Origin of the sequence: Commensalibacter nepenthis (genome assembly GCF_029953305.1) — a bacterium.
In the GTDB taxonomy this organism is placed as follows: domain Bacteria; phylum Pseudomonadota; class Alphaproteobacteria; order Acetobacterales; family Acetobacteraceae; genus Commensalibacter; species Commensalibacter nepenthis.
The window spans coordinates 1,361,196-1,378,943 of record NZ_JASBAN010000001.1 but is presented as its reverse complement, the minus strand read 5'-3'; the positions used below and the strand labels follow the sequence as shown (position 1 = coordinate 1,378,943).

The 17,748-nt window shown below is 39.0% G+C and carries 18 protein-coding genes and 1 tRNA gene; 11 read left to right on the top strand and 8 right to left on the bottom strand.

Features of this window, described 5'->3' with window-relative positions; genetic code table 11:
* Positions 1–11: 11 nt before the first annotated feature.
* Entirely contained in the window at positions 12–227 is a 216-nt protein-coding gene (locus QJV33_RS06350; RefSeq protein ID WP_281462532.1) for a hypothetical protein, read from the bottom strand.
* A 162-nt stretch (positions 228–389) separates the two neighbouring features.
* Here QJV33_RS06350 and QJV33_RS06345 point away from each other — a divergent pair, with 162 nt between their 5' ends.
* From QJV33_RS06345 to QJV33_RS06320, 6 genes are all read left to right on the top strand, one after another.
* Entirely contained in the window at positions 390–899 is a 510-nt protein-coding gene (locus QJV33_RS06345) for a TerD family protein (protein ID WP_281462531.1), read from the top strand.
* Positions 900–989: 90 nt separating this feature from the next.
* The gene (locus QJV33_RS06340; protein WP_281462530.1) at positions 990–1,433 is read left to right on the top strand and encodes a tellurite resistance TerB family protein; all 444 of its coding nucleotides are present in this window, start codon (positions 990–992) and stop codon (positions 1,431–1,433) included.
* A 15-nt stretch (positions 1,434–1,448) separates the two neighbouring features.
* A complete protein-coding gene (locus QJV33_RS06335) occupies positions 1,449–2,612 on the top strand; it encodes a TerD family protein (protein WP_281462529.1) in 1,164 nt (387 codons plus the stop codon).
* Positions 2,613–2,648: 36 nt separating this feature from the next.
* Positions 2,649–3,686 (top strand): DUF475 domain-containing protein, encoded by a 1,038-nt coding sequence (locus QJV33_RS06330; protein ID WP_281462528.1) that lies wholly within the window; start codon positions 2,649–2,651, stop codon positions 3,684–3,686.
* Between the two features lie 33 nt (positions 3,687–3,719).
* Positions 3,720–4,295, top strand: a complete 576-nt coding sequence (locus tag QJV33_RS06325; RefSeq protein ID WP_281462527.1) for a TerD family protein — start codon at positions 3,720–3,722, stop codon at positions 4,293–4,295.
* A gap of 77 nt (positions 4,296–4,372) precedes the next feature.
* A complete protein-coding gene (locus QJV33_RS06320) occupies positions 4,373–4,948 on the top strand; it encodes a TerD family protein (protein WP_281462526.1) in 576 nt (191 codons plus the stop codon).
* Between the two features lie 216 nt (positions 4,949–5,164).
* On the opposite strand, the gene QJV33_RS06315 is transcribed toward QJV33_RS06320, so the two are convergent.
* The 3 genes from QJV33_RS06315 to xseA form a co-directional block, all read right to left on the bottom strand.
* Positions 5,165–5,250 (bottom strand) — tRNA-Leu (locus tag QJV33_RS06315).
* A gap of 146 nt (positions 5,251–5,396) precedes the next feature.
* On the bottom strand, positions 5,397–5,858 hold the full coding sequence (locus QJV33_RS06310) for a YcgN family cysteine cluster protein (protein ID WP_281462525.1): 462 nt from the start codon (positions 5,856–5,858) through the stop codon (positions 5,397–5,399).
* 8 nt (positions 5,859–5,866) lie between these two features.
* On the bottom strand, positions 5,867–7,312 hold the full coding sequence (xseA, locus tag QJV33_RS06305; RefSeq protein WP_408869669.1) for an exodeoxyribonuclease VII large subunit: 1,446 nt from the start codon (positions 7,310–7,312) through the stop codon (positions 5,867–5,869).
* A gap of 58 nt (positions 7,313–7,370) precedes the next feature.
* Here xseA and purD point away from each other — a divergent pair, with 58 nt between their 5' ends.
* Positions 7,371–8,645 carry a phosphoribosylamine--glycine ligase gene (gene purD, locus QJV33_RS06300; RefSeq protein ID WP_281462523.1) on the top strand — a complete coding sequence of 425 codons (1,275 nt, stop codon included), beginning with the start codon at positions 7,371–7,373 and terminating at the stop codon, positions 8,643–8,645.
* 210 nt (positions 8,646–8,855) lie between these two features.
* Here the strand turns inward: purD and QJV33_RS06295 are convergent, their stop codons facing one another.
* From QJV33_RS06295 to truB, 4 genes are all read right to left on the bottom strand, one after another.
* Positions 8,856–10,274 (bottom strand): NAD(P)H-dependent flavin oxidoreductase, encoded by a 1,419-nt coding sequence (locus tag QJV33_RS06295; protein ID WP_281462522.1) that lies wholly within the window; start codon positions 10,272–10,274, stop codon positions 8,856–8,858.
* Between the two features lie 128 nt (positions 10,275–10,402).
* Positions 10,403–12,571, bottom strand: coding sequence for a polyribonucleotide nucleotidyltransferase (gene pnp, locus QJV33_RS06290; protein WP_281462521.1), 2,169 nt, complete (start codon positions 12,569–12,571; stop codon positions 10,403–10,405).
* 245 nt (positions 12,572–12,816) lie between these two features.
* Complete coding sequence (gene rpsO, locus QJV33_RS06285; protein ID WP_281462520.1) at positions 12,817–13,086, bottom strand: 30S ribosomal protein S15; 270 nt, start codon at positions 13,084–13,086, stop codon at positions 12,817–12,819.
* A 25-nt stretch (positions 13,087–13,111) separates the two neighbouring features.
* On the bottom strand, positions 13,112–14,032 hold the full coding sequence (truB, locus tag QJV33_RS06280; RefSeq protein ID WP_281462519.1) for a tRNA pseudouridine(55) synthase TruB: 921 nt from the start codon (positions 14,030–14,032) through the stop codon (positions 13,112–13,114).
* A gap of 222 nt (positions 14,033–14,254) precedes the next feature.
* On the opposite strand from truB, the gene QJV33_RS06275 reads away from it, so the two are divergent.
* Genes QJV33_RS06275 through QJV33_RS06260 form a run of 4 tightly spaced genes read left to right on the top strand, consistent with a single transcriptional unit; the run spans position 14,255 to position 17,746 of the window.
* Positions 14,255–15,406, top strand: a complete 1,152-nt coding sequence (locus QJV33_RS06275) for an MlaE family ABC transporter permease (protein WP_281462518.1) — start codon at positions 14,255–14,257, stop codon at positions 15,404–15,406.
* Between the two features lie 2 nt (positions 15,407–15,408).
* Entirely contained in the window at positions 15,409–16,185 is a 777-nt protein-coding gene (locus QJV33_RS06270) for an ABC transporter ATP-binding protein (RefSeq protein WP_281462517.1), read from the top strand.
* Positions 16,186–16,199: 14 nt separating this feature from the next.
* The gene (locus QJV33_RS06265) at positions 16,200–17,150 is read left to right on the top strand and encodes an MlaD family protein (RefSeq protein ID WP_281462516.1); all 951 of its coding nucleotides are present in this window, start codon (positions 16,200–16,202) and stop codon (positions 17,148–17,150) included.
* A complete protein-coding gene (locus QJV33_RS06260) occupies positions 17,147–17,746 on the top strand; it encodes a PqiC family protein (RefSeq protein WP_281462515.1) in 600 nt (199 codons plus the stop codon). Before QJV33_RS06265 ends, QJV33_RS06260 begins: the two co-directional genes overlap by 4 nt.
* The last annotated feature ends 2 nt before the right edge of the window (positions 17,747–17,748 follow it).

The window sequence follows — 17,748 nt, the reverse complement described above, 5'->3', positions numbered from 1 at the left end:
GTTACAAACGATCAATCATTTTCACGACCCATCACTGCAATACGATAGCTTGACCAAGCAAGCAAGATAATTCCTATAATCATCAGGGTTGTAGGAATTACCAAAGAATAGCCTGCAACATAAATATGCATCGCTATGTAAACAACATTAGTAAAAGTTAGAATAATCCCAACTACCCATGTAATGACCGCATGGGTTAGGTTTCTTAACAAAAAGTAATCTTCCATTTTAATCTCTTTCAATTTATATTATTACTATAACCAAAGTATGAAAAAAAAAATAAATAAAATATCATTGTATTACGTCGTCTTACTCGACCATAAATGATCTTTTAATCTATTGGCACTATCGACTATCAAAACCTATTACTTCCAGAAAGGGGGAATAAATTGATAATCAGAGGACAACGATTTGATTTATTAAACCGCCGACAAATTATCGATTTAGAAATTGAAAAACCTGAAAACATCCCTGAAAATACACTTCAACTTATGGTTATCCCTCTTGAATCGACTGGTGATGTCCTGAAAAACTGGATGCCAACCGATACAGTCACAGGAACAATGATTACAAAACTTGCAATGAATCGTTTCAGAATCATTGTCGATACAACTGCTATTCCGTCCTCTGTTCATACGTTGCTGACGATTATTCACGCTGAAAAAGCAGGAATGATGAGGGTAAACATTAAAAATGTGGGGAATATTTTTGTTCGAGTCAATAATGAATTATTTGATTTAAAAGAATATTCTGATGGCAGAGCTATAATTGCTTTTTCCATGTATCGTCGCAACATGACTTGGCGGTTTCGTGCCATTGGTGAAGCCTATTTAAATGGGTTAGAGGATATATACCAACAATATGATATTCCCGTTCATCTAGCACCTCATCGGCAATAAACGCAATATATGAAAATTATAATATATTTGCATTTTAAAAGTGAATATTATTTACTATTATAAAGTAAAATTAGTTTAAGGAGAATAATAATGGGATTTTTTGACGACTTAAAAAACCGCCTTTCAGGTTTAACAGAAGAATTCAAAAAATTTAAAAATAAAGATATTTTAAATTCAGTCATGGCTGCATGTGCTTATATTGCTGCAGCAGACGGTCACATCGATCCCGAAGAGAAACGTAAAATGGTTGGGTTGGTTAAAAATAGTCCACTCATCAGCGTTTATGGCGCAGATAATGCCATCAAAGTTTTTACTGAACATGCAGACCGTTTTGACTTTGACTTTGAAATTGGAAAAGCAGAAGCTCTTCGTATCATCAGCAAATATCATGGAAATAGCGAAATTGCGCGTTTAATTATTCGTGCAGCAATCATGATTGGTAATTCTGATGGTAATTTTGATGAAAATGAAAAAATAGCTGTCAGAACTATTATCAATGAACTTGGCGAGAACCCTGCTGACTTTGACCTTTGAAAGGAAAAAACGATCATGCACCTTTCTCGTGGTCAAAAACTATCGATCAGAGATCTTATTCCTAATGGCTCTGTGTCTATTACCATTGACTATTATCCAACCGATATAGATATTGCTGCATTTAGTTTAGATAAAGACCATAAAATTAAGGATGATCGTTATACAATCCTATTCAGCAATCGACAAAGCCCAGATAATTCCATTGCTTTGACTCTTCACGAGGGCAAAGCAATTTTTACAATTGATATTGATCGTTTACCCACAACAATTGACCGCATTATTTTCACAGCGACGCACGATATTCATGCCATCGGCAAAGCAAGAAAACTAGAAGTTACTGTTGGTCAACAAGCAGGCACTTATAATGCCAAAGAAGATTTAACCACTGAAAAAGCAGTAATGATGATCGCGTTATATCGACATCAAAATGCTTGGCGTATAGGAACGATTGGGCAAGGATTTAATGGTGGGCTTGCAGCTTTAATTACCCATTTTGGTGGTGAAATTGCTGCTCCGCCTCCGCCATCATCTTCGCCCTCTCCTACTTCCAATCCTGTACCACCGAGATTAAATCTGAATAAAATTACTCTGGAAGCCAAACAATCCATCAGTCTAACCAAAACAGCCCCTACATTTGGAGAGATTAAAATCAACCTGAACTGGTCAAGAGGCTCTTCGGCCAGACGCGGTTTCTTTGGTAAGATCAGCTCTAATAAAGCCGTTGACTTGGATCTGGGTTGTTTGTATGTCTTGAAAAATGGCGAAAAAAGTGTGGTACAAGCGCTGGGGAAAAGTTTTGGTCACTTTGACCGTAAACCCTATATCAAACTTTTAGGGGACGACAGAACAGGGGATGTAAACACAGGGGAAACGATCCTTATTAATGGAAAATTCTTTGACGAAATCGAAAAAATAGCAATCTTTGCTTATATTTACGATGGCGTTCCAAACTGGAATGAAACAAATGGCGTTGTTACCTTGACCGTTCCCGAGCAACCGCCTCTGGAAGTCAGGATGACTCAAGGAAATAACAATAAAACCATGTGTGGCATTGCTGTTATTGATAACCATAACGGTCAAATGAAGGTAAGTCGATTAGTTGAATATTTTAGAGACCACGAAGAATTTGCCAAAAGCGTTAATATTTTTCTGAGATGGGTTTCTGCTCGCAAAAATTAATATATTCAATCAATATCTAGTAATGGATTATTATTTATGAAATATTTTAAAGGCTCTATTGTCTTTACAATTATTTGCCTTGGCTTGGGTGCTGTACTTGGCTACAATGCAACGGGCACAATCACAGGGGCTTTATCAACTGTCTTTATTTGTGCTATCTTAGGCATCTTAGAAGTTTCTTTGTCTTTTGATAATGCAGTGGTCAATGCCACGGTTCTGAAAGATATGGATCCAGTATGGCAACGTCGTTTTCTAACATGGGGGATTTTAATTGCCGTTTTTGGCATGCGGCTGATTTTCCCTTTATTAATTGTTGGTATTGCCGCCCATCTAGGTCCTATTTCAGCATTAGATCTTGCCATTAAACATCCAGACCAATATGCACAAATTCTGTCTGGTGCTCATGTTGGTATTATGGGATTTGGTGGTTCATTCCTAGCTTTGGTTGGATTGAAATTCTTCTTCGATACAGAAAAGGACGTGCATTGGATTTCTCTCATAGAAACACAACTGACCAAATTCTCTAAGCTAGAAGCAATCGAAATTGTTATTGTCTTGTTGGCTCTCTTTGGTATTTCAAAATTCTTACCAACGGCAGAAGCCTTGACCTTTATCATTGCAGGTATTTTTGGAATTATTACCTTTATTGCCGTTGAAGCAATTGGAACATTACTGGATGCAGAAGATGCCTCAACAACCGTTGCAAAAGCTGGATTAGGCGCTTTTCTATATCTTGAAGTATTGGATGCTTCATTCAGCTTTGACGGGGTTATCGGTGCATTTGCATTATCAACCAATTTATTCGTTATTGCTCTAGGTTTAGGAATTGGCGCGATGTTTGTCCGTTCCCTCACCGTGATGTTGGTTGAATTAGATACGCTTTCCAGTTATCGTTTTCTTGAACATGGTGCGTTTTGGGCAATTCTTGCACTCTCAGGACTAATGTTCGTTAGTGTATGTAAAGAAGTCCCAGAAGTCGTGACTGGATTAATTGGTGCAGCCTTTATCCTATTGGCTTTGTATTCCTCAATACGGTGGAATAAAAAAAATCCAGAGCAAACATCACAAGATTAAATTGACTTTATATTATTCAAGGAGATTTATGTTATGGCTATTACATTACAAAAAGGTGCTAACTTAAGCCTTACAAAAACAGATGCTACACTTGACCTTGCTCTAATTGGACTTGGTTGGGATGCACGCGTTTCAGACGGCACAGCCTTTGATTTGGATGCTTCTGCCTTTTTATTAACAGCCAATGGTCGCGTTCGTAGCGATGATGATTTTTGTTTTTACAATCAAAAGAACATTGCTAATGGTGCCGTCGAACATCAAGGTGATAATTTAACAGGTGAAGGCGATGGGGATGATGAACAAATCAAGATCATGCTTTCCAAATTACCTGCTGATATTGAAAAAGTTGCAATCGTTGTCACCATTCATGAATTTCAAGAACGTAAACAAAATTTTGGTATGATTTCCAATGCTTATGTTCGTCTTGTGAATGATAAATCAGGGGCTGAGATCGTTCGTTTTGATTTGTCAGAAGATGCCTCTACGGAAACAGCGATGATCTTTGCTGAAATCTATCGCAAAGATGGCGGATGGTCATTCAGAGCAGTTGGTCAAGGATATAATGGTGGTTTAGGGCCTTTGGCACGTAACTATGGTGTTAATGTTTAGTATTTAGTGAAATAAAACCATAAATAAAACATAATTGCTAAACTATAATCTATTATATTTTACGAAAGGACAGATACATGGCTATTTCATTACAAAAAGGTGGAAATATCAGCTTAACAAAAACTGATGCTTCTCTTGAGTTTGCATTGGTTGGTTTAGGGTGGGATACCAGAACGACTGATGGCAAAGCATTTGATTTGGATGCTTCTGCATTTTTATTAGACAAAAACGGTCGTGTTCGTAATGATTCAGATTTTTGCTTTTATGGTCAACTCAAAGTTGCTAATGGTGCCGTCGAACATCAAGGCGATAATTTAACAGGCGAAGGTGATGGGGATGATGAACAAATCAGAATTACCCTTTCCAAAGTGCCTGCTGAAATTGAAAAAATTGCGATTGTCGTAACCATTTATGATTTTGAAGCCCGTAAGCAAAATTTTGGTATGGTTTCCAATGCCTTTGTTCGGCTTGTGAATGCAGAATCTAAAACTGAGATTGTTCGTTTTGATTTGTCAGAAGATGCGTCTACGGAAACCGCCATGATCTTTGCCGAAGTCTATCGCAAAGATGGCGGATGGTCATTCAAAGCCATCGGTCAAGGCTATAGCGGTGGTCTGGGTGCTGTTGCCACTAATTTTGGTGTAAATATTTAATATATTTCTGCGATTATTGATAAAGAAAGCCTTATATTTTATATAAGGCTTTTTTAAATTCTGTATCGTGATTCATTATATTGATAATCTTTGATATATTACGTTATCTGAATTAAATATAACTTGATATGTAGGAATAAACAGCAAATCAAAACGATTAAATCGTTTGCTATATTTTCAGTTTTTAAAGGGGAAATAATTTAAAACAAACATCAATGGTGCGAACTGTGGGACTTGAACCCACACGTCCAATTGGACACAAGATTTTAAGTCTTGAGCGTCTACCATTCCGCCAAGCTCGCCTCTTGATGTTTGTGAGATATTAATAGCATGAAGATTGAAAACGTCAAATAAATAATGACAAAATTCTAATTTTTTTTTATCAGCAGAAAAAACTTTAAATTTTTCAATTATTAAACCATTATTTAAACTGATAATCATTTTAAAGCTACGATTCTTGTGGAGGCCACTCCACAATATAATCCTCTAAATCCCCTGCATCACGTTCATTGATAACTCGCCCTTTAACGGAAATCCCAGCTTGATGAACGGTATCAAAACTGCCAGACTGTAAGTAATGCCATTCTGGCAAGTTTTTTCCTTCTGATATCAAACGATACGCACAAGTAGGCGGCAACCAATCAATTTCAACAATCATTTCTTGGGTTAAGTGGATACAATCAGGAATTCGCATTTTCCTGCGACAATAATCCGAACATTGCCCTGTCTGAGCATCTAATAATCGACAAGCAACATTGGTATAAGCAATTTCATTCGTATCTTCATCTCGTAATTTATGCAGACAACACCGACCACAACGATCACATAATGCTTCCCACTGTGTTTCATCCATCTGATCGAGAGTCAATATTTCCCAATATTTTTCGATATGTTGTTTATCTTTAACCATTATACTCTTTATAAATCCAAAGTTTCTTGCCGTTTATCTTGTTCTTTTACCACTCGAACAGTCCGTTCACCATCATAAAAGGTCAGGCTTAACTCTGCACCAGCACGTAATCCTTTGGCTTGAGTAATCGTGTGACCCTGTTTATCTTTAACAAATACATATCCACGTGATAAAATTGCTTGGGGTGATAACGATTCCAAACGAGAACTAAGCGAGTCCAGCTGTATTTTCTTTTCTCTATAGGTTGATTTTAACAACGATAATGGCAAGATCGGTAACGCAGCTTTTTGCTGCTGTCCATAATGTCGCCATAAAGAAGCCATTTGCACTTGATGCATTTGCACTGTGGATTTCAATCGATTTAACAAACTATATACATATTGATCGACAGGCTTAATCCCAGCAAGCTGATGTCGTCTTTTCATCACCAAGGATGGCAACGCTAAATCCAATCGATAAGAGCGATCATCGAGCCGCATACGGCTTTGTGCCAATAAAGTCGGAATATCAGGTAATTTAGAAATAGCTCTATCTAGTCGTAATCGATAGGCTTGATTGGTATGAATGAATGCTTTGCTAAGCCGTGTAGTATATTGCATTAACCCTGCAATCATTTCCACCTTGGACGGGACTGCCATCTCAGCCGCAGCCGTTGGCGTTGGGGCTCTACGATCCGAAGCAAAATCAATCAAAGTCGTGTCTGTTTCATGTCCCACCGCAGAAATTAATGGGATTTGAGAATTGGCAGCAGCTCTTACCACACGCTCATCATTAAAAGCCATGAGGTCTTCTAGTGACCCACCACCTCTTGCCACAATCAGAATATCAGGACGCGGTACTTTTGTCTCAGACGATAATTGATTAAACCCTTCAATCGCTTGAGCTATTTGTTCTACAGCGCCATCCCCTTGCACTGCCACAGGCCAAATGATGATGTCCCGTGGAAAACGACGCGCAATGGTTGTCTTAATATCATGCAGCACCGCCCCTTTGGGTGAAGTAATGACCCCAATCGTTTGAGGCAACAAAGGAATTAACTTTTTCCTTTCCTGAGCAAAAAGCCCTTCTTCTTCCAACCTCTTACGCAGCATCTCGATTCGAGCAAGCATTGCCCCTTCGCCTGCATAATCAACATGATCGACAATCAACTGATAGGACGAACGCTCTCCATAAGAAGAAATCTTGCCTGTCGCAACGATTTCAATCCCATTTTCCAACTGCATTTTTAATTTAGCCGCCATAAAGCGCCAAATAATCGCTGTTAACTTACCTGCTTCATCTTTTAAAGAAAAATAAATATGACCTGATGGATATTTCTTTAACTCGGTTATCTCTCCACGCACTTTTACCCGTGAAAAATTCCCTTCTAAAATCCGTTTAATCGCTGTAGAGATATCCCCAACACTAAATTCTGGTATATTATCGGTCATCAAATCAGAAAGTTGGTCATTCATAGACATAAAATATGATACACCTTACTCAAGTAAAAAATAAAAAAGGAAGGAAATCACAATGCGAGTTTTACTGGTCGGTTCAGGAGGTAGAGAACACGCCATTGCTATGGCTATCGCCCGTTCCCCTAAACTTACCGAGCTATTTATCGCACCAGGAAACCCAGGCACTGCTCAATATGGTAAAAATATTGATATCAACGTTGATAATATCACCGATCTTGTAAAATTTGCACAAGAAAATCATATTGATCTTGTGATCCCTGGTCCTGAACTGCCTTTGGTCAAAGGGCTTACCAATGCATGTAATGCCGTTGGAATCCCTTGTGCTGGTCCAACACAAGAAGCTGCACAACTTGAAGGAAGCAAAAGCTTTACCAAAATCGTCTGTGATGCTGCCAAAATTCCAACCGCTCAATGGCAAGAATTTACAGAACTTGCCCCTGCAATTGAGTATCTTCAAACGCAATCTTTTCCTATTGTGATTAAAGCTGATGGGTTGGCTGCGGGTAAAGGTGTGATTATTGCTGCTAATTTCACAGAAGCAAAACAAACCATTCAAGATATGTTAGCAGGCTCGGCGTTTGGACAGGCTGGACATAAAGTCGTGATTGAAGAATTCCTCACGGGTGAAGAAGTTTCTTTATTTGCTTTCTGTGATGGTGAAAATGCTGTGCTTATCGGCGCCGCGCAAGATCATAAACGTATTGGCGATGGGGACACGGGTCCTAATACAGGCGGAATGGGTGCAGTGTCACCTCCTCCTTTCTTTGACAAAGTGGCTCAAGAACATGCTTTAGATTTAGCCGTTCGCCCAATGCTCAAAGAAATGAACAAAAGAGGAACACCATTCCGTGGCGTGATCTTTGCTGGATTGATGTTAACCTCTAAAGGTCCTGCTTTGATTGAGTATAATACGCGTTTTGGAGATCCAGAAGCCGAAGTGCTTTTACCGCGTTTAGAATCTGATTTATTGGAAATCTTATTTAATCTCAGCCAAGGAAAACTCTCTCAATCCGAAATCAAATTCTCAGACCAAGCTGGGATTTGCATCATCATGGCTGCCAAAGGCTATCCTGGAACTCCCACAACAGGTGGTGTGATTTCAAAGATCGAAGATGCTGAATCTTTACCAAATGTTAAAGTATTCCATGCAGGCACATCCCTCAATAGTAACAACGAAATCTGTGCTGCAGGAGGACGTGTGCTTTGCGTATCTGTATTACACGATGACCTCACCCAAGCACAAAAAATCGCCTATCAAGCTGTCCATAAAATCAAATGGAAAGACGGCATTTGGCGCAATGATATTGGTAATCGTGCATTAAGAAAATAGTCTTTTTTATTTTGTCTATAAACTAACAAAATGGTTTATGGACAATTTCTTTTAAAATTATTTAAAAAAATAAATTAATTATAAATGTGTAATTATTTATAGTTGTAATGTACAATAACTTCTTAATTTTACTTAATAAATTGCAAAAGTGGTCAATTCCTACAATTAAATATAAAAAAACCCTCTGAAAAATCAGAGGGCTCTTATAAATTAATATCCCGTTAAAATACGATCCACCAACTCTTTGACGGTTGGGGTAAACCCATTAGCATAGAATGGATCATTACTGAAACGCCACCCTTGAGTGCCACTAAACATCAAATTATGATCTACAACCTCTTCTGCATGTTCACCAGAAGCATGTGCAATCTCTTGCAATGTTCTTTGAATACAAAAGGATCGAGGATCTGGGCGATTTCCAGTGGTAAATTCTGGACCATGTTGTGACCAGTTGGAAAAACGACACATGGACAAACAACCCATACAATCCGCTTGCTCTTTTTGAATTAACTTTGCTTGTTCAGGCGTAACAAATACATAAGTATTATCAGGGGTTAACAACATTTGTGTGAACCCTTGTTGTTCCCACCCAGCAATATGTTCACGATCCTGAGCGGTTACGTAAATAACGCGACCTCTTGCACCATATTCGTAAGGCAAAATCAGCTCCCCCTCAGGTTCTTTTGCAAAAGAAACCTGACGCTCTGAACGTGCTTTTAAATCTAACAAAAAGCTATTTTTAACCGCAGACGAATAGAAACCAGTGGGTGAGAACTGATTAAGGTAGATATCCCCTTTTTTGAGTGTTCTTAAACGATCTTTCCATGCTTGTGGAATAGGGCTTTCTTTGGTCAATAAAGGACGTGTTCCAAATTGAAAGGCAATAGGTCCTAAATCAGGATTATCAAGCCAGTCTTCCCACTCTGATAACCACCAAACACTGCCTGCCATAATAATCGGCGTGTTATCCAACCCATATTGGCGCATGACCTTGCGAAGCTCTAACACCCGAGGGAACGGATCTTGTGGTTCCAATGGATTTTCACTATTGGACAACCCATTATGACCACCCGCACGCCAAGGATCTTCATAAACGACGCCACCTAACCATTCAGGATGTTTTTTATAAGCACGACGCCACAACGCATTAAAAGCACGTCCAGAAGAGATAATTGGATAATAATATACACCATTTTTAGAAGCAAGCTCTGACAATCTAAACGGCATTCCTGCACCACAAGTCACGCCGGTTATTGTCCCTTTGGTTTGCTCTAAAACTGCAGAAATAACCGTTTCACATCCGCCCATTTCCCACATAACATTTGCATGAATAGGCGCATTGGATCCTGCAATTTCTCGCGCAATTCTTGCTTGACTAATTCCGCCAGAAATTGCGTATTTAATGAGTTCTTCGTGGCGTTCACGACGCGTTTTAGCATGATAAATTTGAGGAATGATATTTCCCTTATCATCATAACTATCTGCGTTTACAACTGAAATAGTACCAACACCACCAGCAGCAGACCAATATCCAGCAGAGACCCCTGTAGATACTGCAACCCCTTTGCCCCCTTCAATCAGTGGCAAAATTTCTTTACCGCCCATAAGGATTGGATTAACTGCCTTCATTCCTACTCCAGCTCAACATACAATTATCTAGAACAAACACTTAAATAAAATCTTTTACTCATATAAACTCTTTTTTCCAGTGGAAAAAGAAAATTCTTTTACTCTTCCTCCACCAAAACGACCAGATTTTATGATCTTCTTTGAGGACGATCACCTCTGTTACGACTAGGGGATGGCGCACGTGGAGGCAGGCTTTCGCTGATATCAGCACCTGTTTCTTGATCAACTTCACGCATAGAAAGTTTGATTTTACCACGATCATCAAAACCAACGACTTTGACTTTAACCACGTCATCAACTTTTACAACATCACCAGTACGGGCAACGCGACCTTCTGCAAGTTCAGAAATATGAACCAACCCATCACGAGCACCCATAAAGTTAACAAATGCACCAAAATCAGCCACTTTAACCACCTTACCAGAATAAATACGACCTACTTCTGGTTCGACAACAATTGCCTCAATACGTTCTCTGGCTTTTTGCTCTTGCTCGCTAGACGTTACAGCGATTTTTACCGTACCATCATCTTCAATATCGATTTTACACCCAGCATATTCAACAATCTCACGAATAGTTTTTCCTCCAGTACCAATCAAATCTCTGATTTTTTCTTTTGGAATATTCATAATAATAACATGAGGTGCATTTTCTGAAATTTCAGAACGACTTTCAGTTAATGCCTTCGCCATTTCACCAAGAATATGCATACGACCATCTTTGGCTTGAGCCAAAGCCTGTTTCATAATTTCAGGCGTGATAGAAGTAATTTTAATATCCATTTGTAATGCAGTGACACCGACTTCGGTTCCAGCAACTTTGAAATCCATATCGCCAAGATGATCTTCGTCACCAAGAATATCGGTTAATACAGCAACACCTTTATCTTCTTTAATCAAACCCATTGCAATCCCTGCAACTGGGCGTGCCATTGGCACACCAGCATCCATCAAAGATAGTGAGGTGCCACAAACAGTTGCCATAGAGGATGAGCCGTTACTTTCCGTAATTTCAGAAACAACACGCATTGTATATGGGAATTGTTCTTTGCTTGGCAACAAAGGATGAATTGCACGCCATGCCAATTTACCATGACCAATTTCACGACGACCAGGCGCACCTAAACGACCACATTCCCCAACAGAATATGGGGGGAAATTATAATGCAACATAAAGTTAGAACGATATTCACCCTCTAGCGCATCAATAATTTGTTCATCTTGCGCTGTTCCCAATGTCGCAACAACAAGGGCTTGTGTTTCACCACGTGTAAATAATGCAGATCCATGAGCCCTTGGTAAAATACCAACTTCACTGATAATTGGACGAACCGTGGTAAGGTCACGACCATCAATACGAATCCCTGTTTTTAACACAGACGTACGAACGATGTCTGCTTCAAGGGAATCAATCAAAGCAGGTGCTTTTTCAACATCTAATTCTTCTTCGGTAATTTTTTCAATAATCTTAGCACGCGCCTCACCAAGAGCGGTATAGCGTTTTTGCTTTTCTTTTTCTTTATAGGCTTCTGCTAAAATCTTACGACCAACTTTATCAATACGTGTTTTTATTTTTTTCTCTTCTGCACTAGGTTCCACCAAATCCCAAGGTTGACGTGCTGCATGTTCAGCCAAAGCAATAATCGCATCAATGACCTCTTGTCCTGCTTGGTGACCGAAATTAACAGCACCCAACATCACTTCTTCTGTAAGTTCTTTGGCTTCGGATTCAACCATCAACACACCTTCGGAAGTACCAGCAACCACAAGGTCAAGCTCACCATCTTCTACTTCAGATAAGGTTGGATTTAAAATATATTCCCCATTTTTATAACCCACGCGACATCCCGCAATTGGACCTAAGAAAGGGATACCGGATAATGTTAATGCCGCAGAGCATCCAATCAAAGCAACAATCGCCGGATCATTTTCAAGATCATGGCTTAGTACTGTTGCAATCACTTGCACTTCATTGGTAAAGTTTTCTGGGAATAATGGACGAATTGGGCGATCAATTAAACGTGAATTTAAGGTTTCCGCTTCGGATGCACGACCTTCACGTTTAAAAAAACCACCTGGGATTTTACCAACAGCAAATGCTTTTTCTTGATAATGTACGGTCAATGGAAAGAAATCTTGACCTGGTTTTACTTTTTTATCCCCAACAGCGGTACATAAAACAACCGTTCCACCATAAGTCACCACAACTGCACCATCAGCTTGGCGAGCAATTTTTCCTGTTTCAAGAACAAGAGGACGACCGCCCCATTCAATTTCTTTACGATAATATTTAAACATTAATTATGTCCTATTTTTAAGATAAGCCACAGGAAAAAATTCAAATCACTCTTACACCATAAAACTGCAAATGACAGCGTCTCGGACGGCATGGAACTTTGTTTTACTGTTATCATTAATCGCACCATGTGGCCTGAAACGCTGTAAACGGGATCTTAAAATTCTTCCTTAGTTATCAATCTTTAATTTGTACAATTTTTAAAATAGAGGTCGGTTCAACCAGTCAAACCAACCTCTAATTATTACTAACGACGTAAGCCTAGACGTTTGATGAGGTTTTCATAACGACCTTGATCTTTATTACGCAAATAGCTTAATAAACGACGACGTTGCCCCACCAATTTTAACAAACCACGACGTGAATGAAAGTCCTTAGCATGATCTTTCATGTGCTCGGTTAAGTTAACAATTCTTTCTGTTAACAAAGCAACTTGAACTTCAGGAGAACCAGTATCGTTCTCTTTTGTTTGATATTCCTTCATTAACGCTGTACGACGTTCTGCTGTAATCGACATCGTGTTATCCTTTTTTCTAAAAATATTAAAATATACGAATTGGACGTAACCATTCAGAGCCTAAACGGCATAGCCCAACAAAACGCTTCCCATCCACAGCACGAACAACTCCATCAGGAATGTCCGCATAATGTGAAACACGATCTGCAACTTGATTTCGTTCAAGAACGCGACCAAAGCTGAGTTCTGTAGCTTCATCTGATGTCAAGGCTAGAGCCGGGATGTCGTCCAGCGCAGTCTCAACAGGCAGAATCAAATCCAAAGAAGCTTCTCCTTTGTTGTCGTTTCCGACAATTTTGTCCAGTAAAAATGCATCTGTTACATCAAAAGGACCAACTTTTAAACGGCGCAGCTCGGAAATATATCCCACAGATCGGCACGCAACCGCCAAATCCCTAGCTAAGGAACGCATGTAAACGCCTTTACCAGAAATAACTTCAAATTTCGCACGATCTTTATCCAAACGCTGGATTAATCGAAAAGAATCAATCCTAGCAGGACGCTTTTTAAGCTCTGGCACTTCCCCTTGACGTGCCAAATCGTACGAACGTTTCCCATCAACTTTAATCGCAGAGAAAATGGGAGGAACCTGTAAAATTTCGCCTTGAAATGCTTCAAGAGCTTTATTGATTTCCTCATCACTTGGTCTGACATCAGACCGTTCCATTACCTCACCTTCGGCATCATCAGTCGTTCGAGATTCTCCAAAAGTCAGCGTGAAGTGATAAAGTTTTTTCTTATCCAAAATGTAAGGAATCGTTTTTGTCGCTTTACCAAAAGCAATTGGTAATAACCCAGTTGCTAAAGGATCAAGAGTGCCACTATGTCCAACTTTACGTGCATCAAAAGCATATTTTACTTTGTTAACGATAAAGGCTGATGTTTTTTCCAAAGGCTTATCAATTAACAACCATCCATCAACAACTTGTCCACGCCTATTGCGCATAGATACAATAACTCTCCTAATCTCTTGATTTAATTATCAAGAACATTTTTACTTTTACGTTTATTACCACGCTAAGGACTAAAATAAAACGATATATTCTATACAAAGCAAGAATTTTATAATATGGTATTGACCAATCAGAACAAACGTAATCAAAAATTGTGTTTATTCTATGATAAACATAGATTTAATACTAAGATTATACATTAATAAGGTTTTCACTTGACGACTGATAATAAATCAAGTTTGCCACCTCAATCCCCCCAATGGACGTTAAAGTTCGATAATAACAAACCCATACTTATGTTAAATGGGGATTGGCTAGCAAAAAACAATAATATACCACAGTTACCAGACGATATTTTTAAAAACTGTTCTGCAAACATATCTGTTCAAATAAACACAGACCAGCTGGGATCTTGGGATAGTGGATTGGTGATCTTTTTGTGGGATGTAAAAAACCTTGCAAGCATCAAAGGTATTTCCATTGACAAAGACAATTTACCTGTTGCTGCACAACAATTGGTTGGTCTTCTGAATGACAGAAAGCCTGAACCAACCACAAAGCCTAAATATCAATTCCGCCCTTTGTATGATCTTGGAGAATGGACGATTCATTCTTTAAATAGTCTAGGAGTAACGTTACAGCTCTTTATTTTCGCTTTGAAGGGCGTATTTAAATTCTTAATGGGGCGCTCTTATATGCGCCTTAATGATTTGCTTAGAGATATCAGAGCTGCGGGTCCTTCGGCTTTAGTGATCATCAGTGTTGTTAATTTCTTAATGGGTTCTATTCTAGCCTTTGTAGGTGCCGTGCAATTACGAAAATTCTCAGCCGATGCTTACGTGGCTAATCTCGTCGGGATTGCAACAGTCAGAGAGCTTGCTGCTGTAATGACGGCTATTGTCATCTCAGGTCGAACGGGTGGCGCCTATGCTGCGCGTATCGCAACCATGCAAGGAAATGAAGAAATCGATGCGTTAAAAGTATTTGGTATTCCCGTAACAGAATATATCATTTTGCCTTCTATGTTATCCCTTATCATTACAATGCCGATTATGTATTTATATGCATGCTTGATGAGTATTTTCGGCGGATTAATTGTCTCGCTCTTAATGTTAAAAGTCTCCGTCATTGGCTTTTTATACCAAACTTTCGGAGCTGTTCCCTTTAATCAATTTATTTTTGGGGGAACGAAAACCATCGCCTTTGCAATGTTCATCGGGGTCAGCAGCTGTTATATCGGCATGAAATCTGGACGCAGCGCGGCTGATGTAGGTGTTGCTGCAACCAAAGCCGTTGTGGCGGGCATTGTTGGAGTGATCGCTTTGGATGCTGTTTTCGCAGTATTAGCCGACATTATTGGTATATAATCATGAATGTATCATCTTCTAACAATATTTTATTATCTATTGAGCAATTAACCGTTGGCTATGGTGAACGTATCATTCAACAAGACATTAATTTCACCGTTAAAAAAGGCAGCATATTTGCTTTAATGGGTGGCAGTGGGTGTGGTAAAAGTACATTGCTAAAATCCATAATTGGTCTATTACCTCCCAAAACAGGTAATTTTTTGGTCAAGGGTGAAAATTACTGGCAAGCCAACAAAAAGCATCGCACTGAAATTGCGCGTAATTTTGGCGTATTATTCCAAAGTGCTGCGTTGTGGAGTTCTATGACCGTTGGTGAGAATATTGCTCTACCGTTGCAACTATTCACAAAACTCTCTGCATCCATGATACAAAGATTGGTTGAAATGAAACTGGGACTTGTTGGAATGAGCCATGCGGTTAATCTATACCCTTCCGAGCTCAGTGGAGGGATGAAAAAGCGCTGTGGTTTAGCCAGAGCCCTGGCGTTAGATCCAGAAATATTATTCTTTGATGAACCTTCTGCTGGACTAGACCCTATTACCTCAAAACGTTTGGATGACCTTATTTTAAATCTGCGTGATGGGTTGGGAACAACAATTATTATTGTTAGTCATGAACTACCCAGTCTGTTCACCATTGCGGATGACGGAATATTTCTCGATGCTGAAACGAGGACACCTATTGCTCATGGTTCCCCTCGTGCATTAAGAGATAATCCACCCTGCGCAATCGTTAATGATTTTATGCATCGCCAAACCGTCCAAAATCCGAAATAGAAAGACTATCCATTATGACAATCACTAAACAAACATCTATTGGAGCATTTGTTCTAGGAGGGATCATTCTTGCGTTGGCGGCTATTATCCTTTTTGGAAATTTTAATATTTTCTCCTCTAAAAAACAGGCAATTATTGTATTTCCAGGCTCGGTCACTGGTTTATCGATTGGCGCACCCGTTAATTTCAGAGGTGTGCAAGTCGGAACGGTCAGCTCTATCACACTGCAATTTGATCCAAAAGATCATCAAGCCTATATTCCTGTTGTCGTCAGTATTGACCCCAGGAAAATACGCCTTGATACGCACTACAGAAATTATAAAGACTTTATGGATACCATGATTTCCAATGGTCTGCGTGCAGAAATAAGCACAGAAAGTTTTGTTACAGGATCTTCAAATATATTCTTAGATTTTTATCCGAATGACAAACCTATTTTTCATCCACAGTTAATTAATGGATTGATTGAAATCCCATCCCACCCATCCACAATTCAACAAATCAAATCGGAATTAATGAATCTGCAACTTGAAAAATTATCCAAAGATATCAATGAAACTGTTTTGAAAATGGGAAAACTTGCAGACACTTTAAATGAACAGGTTCCCCTTTTATTAAAAAATGTTAATAAAACTTCAGAAAGTAGCAACAAACTCATTGCGAATATTGATCAAAAACTTGATAATTTGTTTAGCAATTTAAACAAATTATTGATCGATGGAGATCAAGAAATCAAAAGCAAAGGAGCTGAAATCCATAAGGTATTAACATCAACCAATAAAACCTTAACCAATGCATCTGAAGTTTTACAAAACCTGAAATCCATGACTTCTGTTCGATCAACCACACGCAATAACCTTGAGATTATTCTTCAAAATTTAGCAGATGCTGCAACTTCTTTGCGTGGTTTCTCTACCCAAATCGAACGCAATCCTAAAATCTTACTGACAGGTCGTCGCCAATGAATAAGATAACCACTTACTGCTCCCTCAGCATTTTTGCTTTATTAATGGGGTGCGCTGCCCCTTCTTTACAATATTATACATTAACAGAAGGCAACATTGCACCAAAGCCAGCACAAGCTTTCAATGCGGCAAATAATGCGTCTGTCATCTATATTGCCCGAGTTACTGTGCCAGACTATTTAAATACAACAGACATTACGACACGCACTGGCACTGAGTTAAACCACAGTGTTAATGGTCGAATGAGCAGCATTTTATCCGTTGGTGCAACGGGATTAATTACGAATCTTTTGACTGATAAAAATCCTCATTTATGGATTACGGATGAAGCTCCCGCAAGCCCACCCGCGTATCAGGTCAGGGTTAATATCAGACGCTTTGATTTACAAGCAGAGGCTAATAAAATAGGAAATTTAACCCTTGAAGCTTCATGGTCTATCATTCCTCAAAACGACAAAGCCCCTGTACAAAAACAAAGAACGAACTTTGTTGTTCAAGGGTCAATACAAACAGATAATGATATTGTAAAATTAGAACAAAATGCACTAACGCAGCTTACGAATAATATAAATACAACTATTCAACAGCTACGTTAATA

Coding starts and splice junctions, on each gene's coding strand:
- QJV33_RS06330 (WP_281462528.1), top strand. CDS start 2,649: ATGAAATATTTTAAAGGCTCTATTGTCTTTACAATTATTTGCCTTGGC.
- QJV33_RS06260 (WP_281462515.1), top strand. CDS start 17,147: ATGAATAAGATAACCACTTACTGCTCCCTCAGCATTTTTGCTTTATTA.
- QJV33_RS06335 (WP_281462529.1), top strand. CDS start 1,449: ATGCACCTTTCTCGTGGTCAAAAACTATCGATCAGAGATCTTATTCCT.
- QJV33_RS06270 (WP_281462517.1), top strand. CDS start 15,409: ATGAATGTATCATCTTCTAACAATATTTTATTATCTATTGAGCAATTA.
- truB (WP_281462519.1), bottom strand. CDS start 14,032: ATGCGCAATAGGCGTGGACAAGTTGTTGATGGATGGTTGTTAATTGAT.
- QJV33_RS06340 (WP_281462530.1), top strand. CDS start 990: ATGGGATTTTTTGACGACTTAAAAAACCGCCTTTCAGGTTTAACAGAA.
- QJV33_RS06325 (WP_281462527.1), top strand. CDS start 3,720: ATGGCTATTACATTACAAAAAGGTGCTAACTTAAGCCTTACAAAAACA.
- QJV33_RS06295 (WP_281462522.1), bottom strand. CDS start 10,274: ATGAAGGCAGTTAATCCAATCCTTATGGGCGGTAAAGAAATTTTGCCA.
- QJV33_RS06265 (WP_281462516.1), top strand. CDS start 16,200: ATGACAATCACTAAACAAACATCTATTGGAGCATTTGTTCTAGGAGGG.
- QJV33_RS06310 (WP_281462525.1), bottom strand. CDS start 5,858: ATGGTTAAAGATAAACAACATATCGAAAAATATTGGGAAATATTGACT.
- QJV33_RS06350 (WP_281462532.1), bottom strand. CDS start 227: ATGGAAGATTACTTTTTGTTAAGAAACCTAACCCATGCGGTCATTACA.
- rpsO (WP_281462520.1), bottom strand. CDS start 13,086: ATGTCGATTACAGCAGAACGTCGTACAGCGTTAATGAAGGAATATCAA.
- purD (WP_281462523.1), top strand. CDS start 7,371: ATGCGAGTTTTACTGGTCGGTTCAGGAGGTAGAGAACACGCCATTGCT.
- pnp (WP_281462521.1), bottom strand. CDS start 12,571: ATGTTTAAATATTATCGTAAAGAAATTGAATGGGGCGGTCGTCCTCTT.
- xseA (WP_408869669.1), bottom strand. CDS start 7,312: ATGAATGACCAACTTTCTGATTTGATGACCGATAATATACCAGAATTT.
- QJV33_RS06320 (WP_281462526.1), top strand. CDS start 4,373: ATGGCTATTTCATTACAAAAAGGTGGAAATATCAGCTTAACAAAAACT.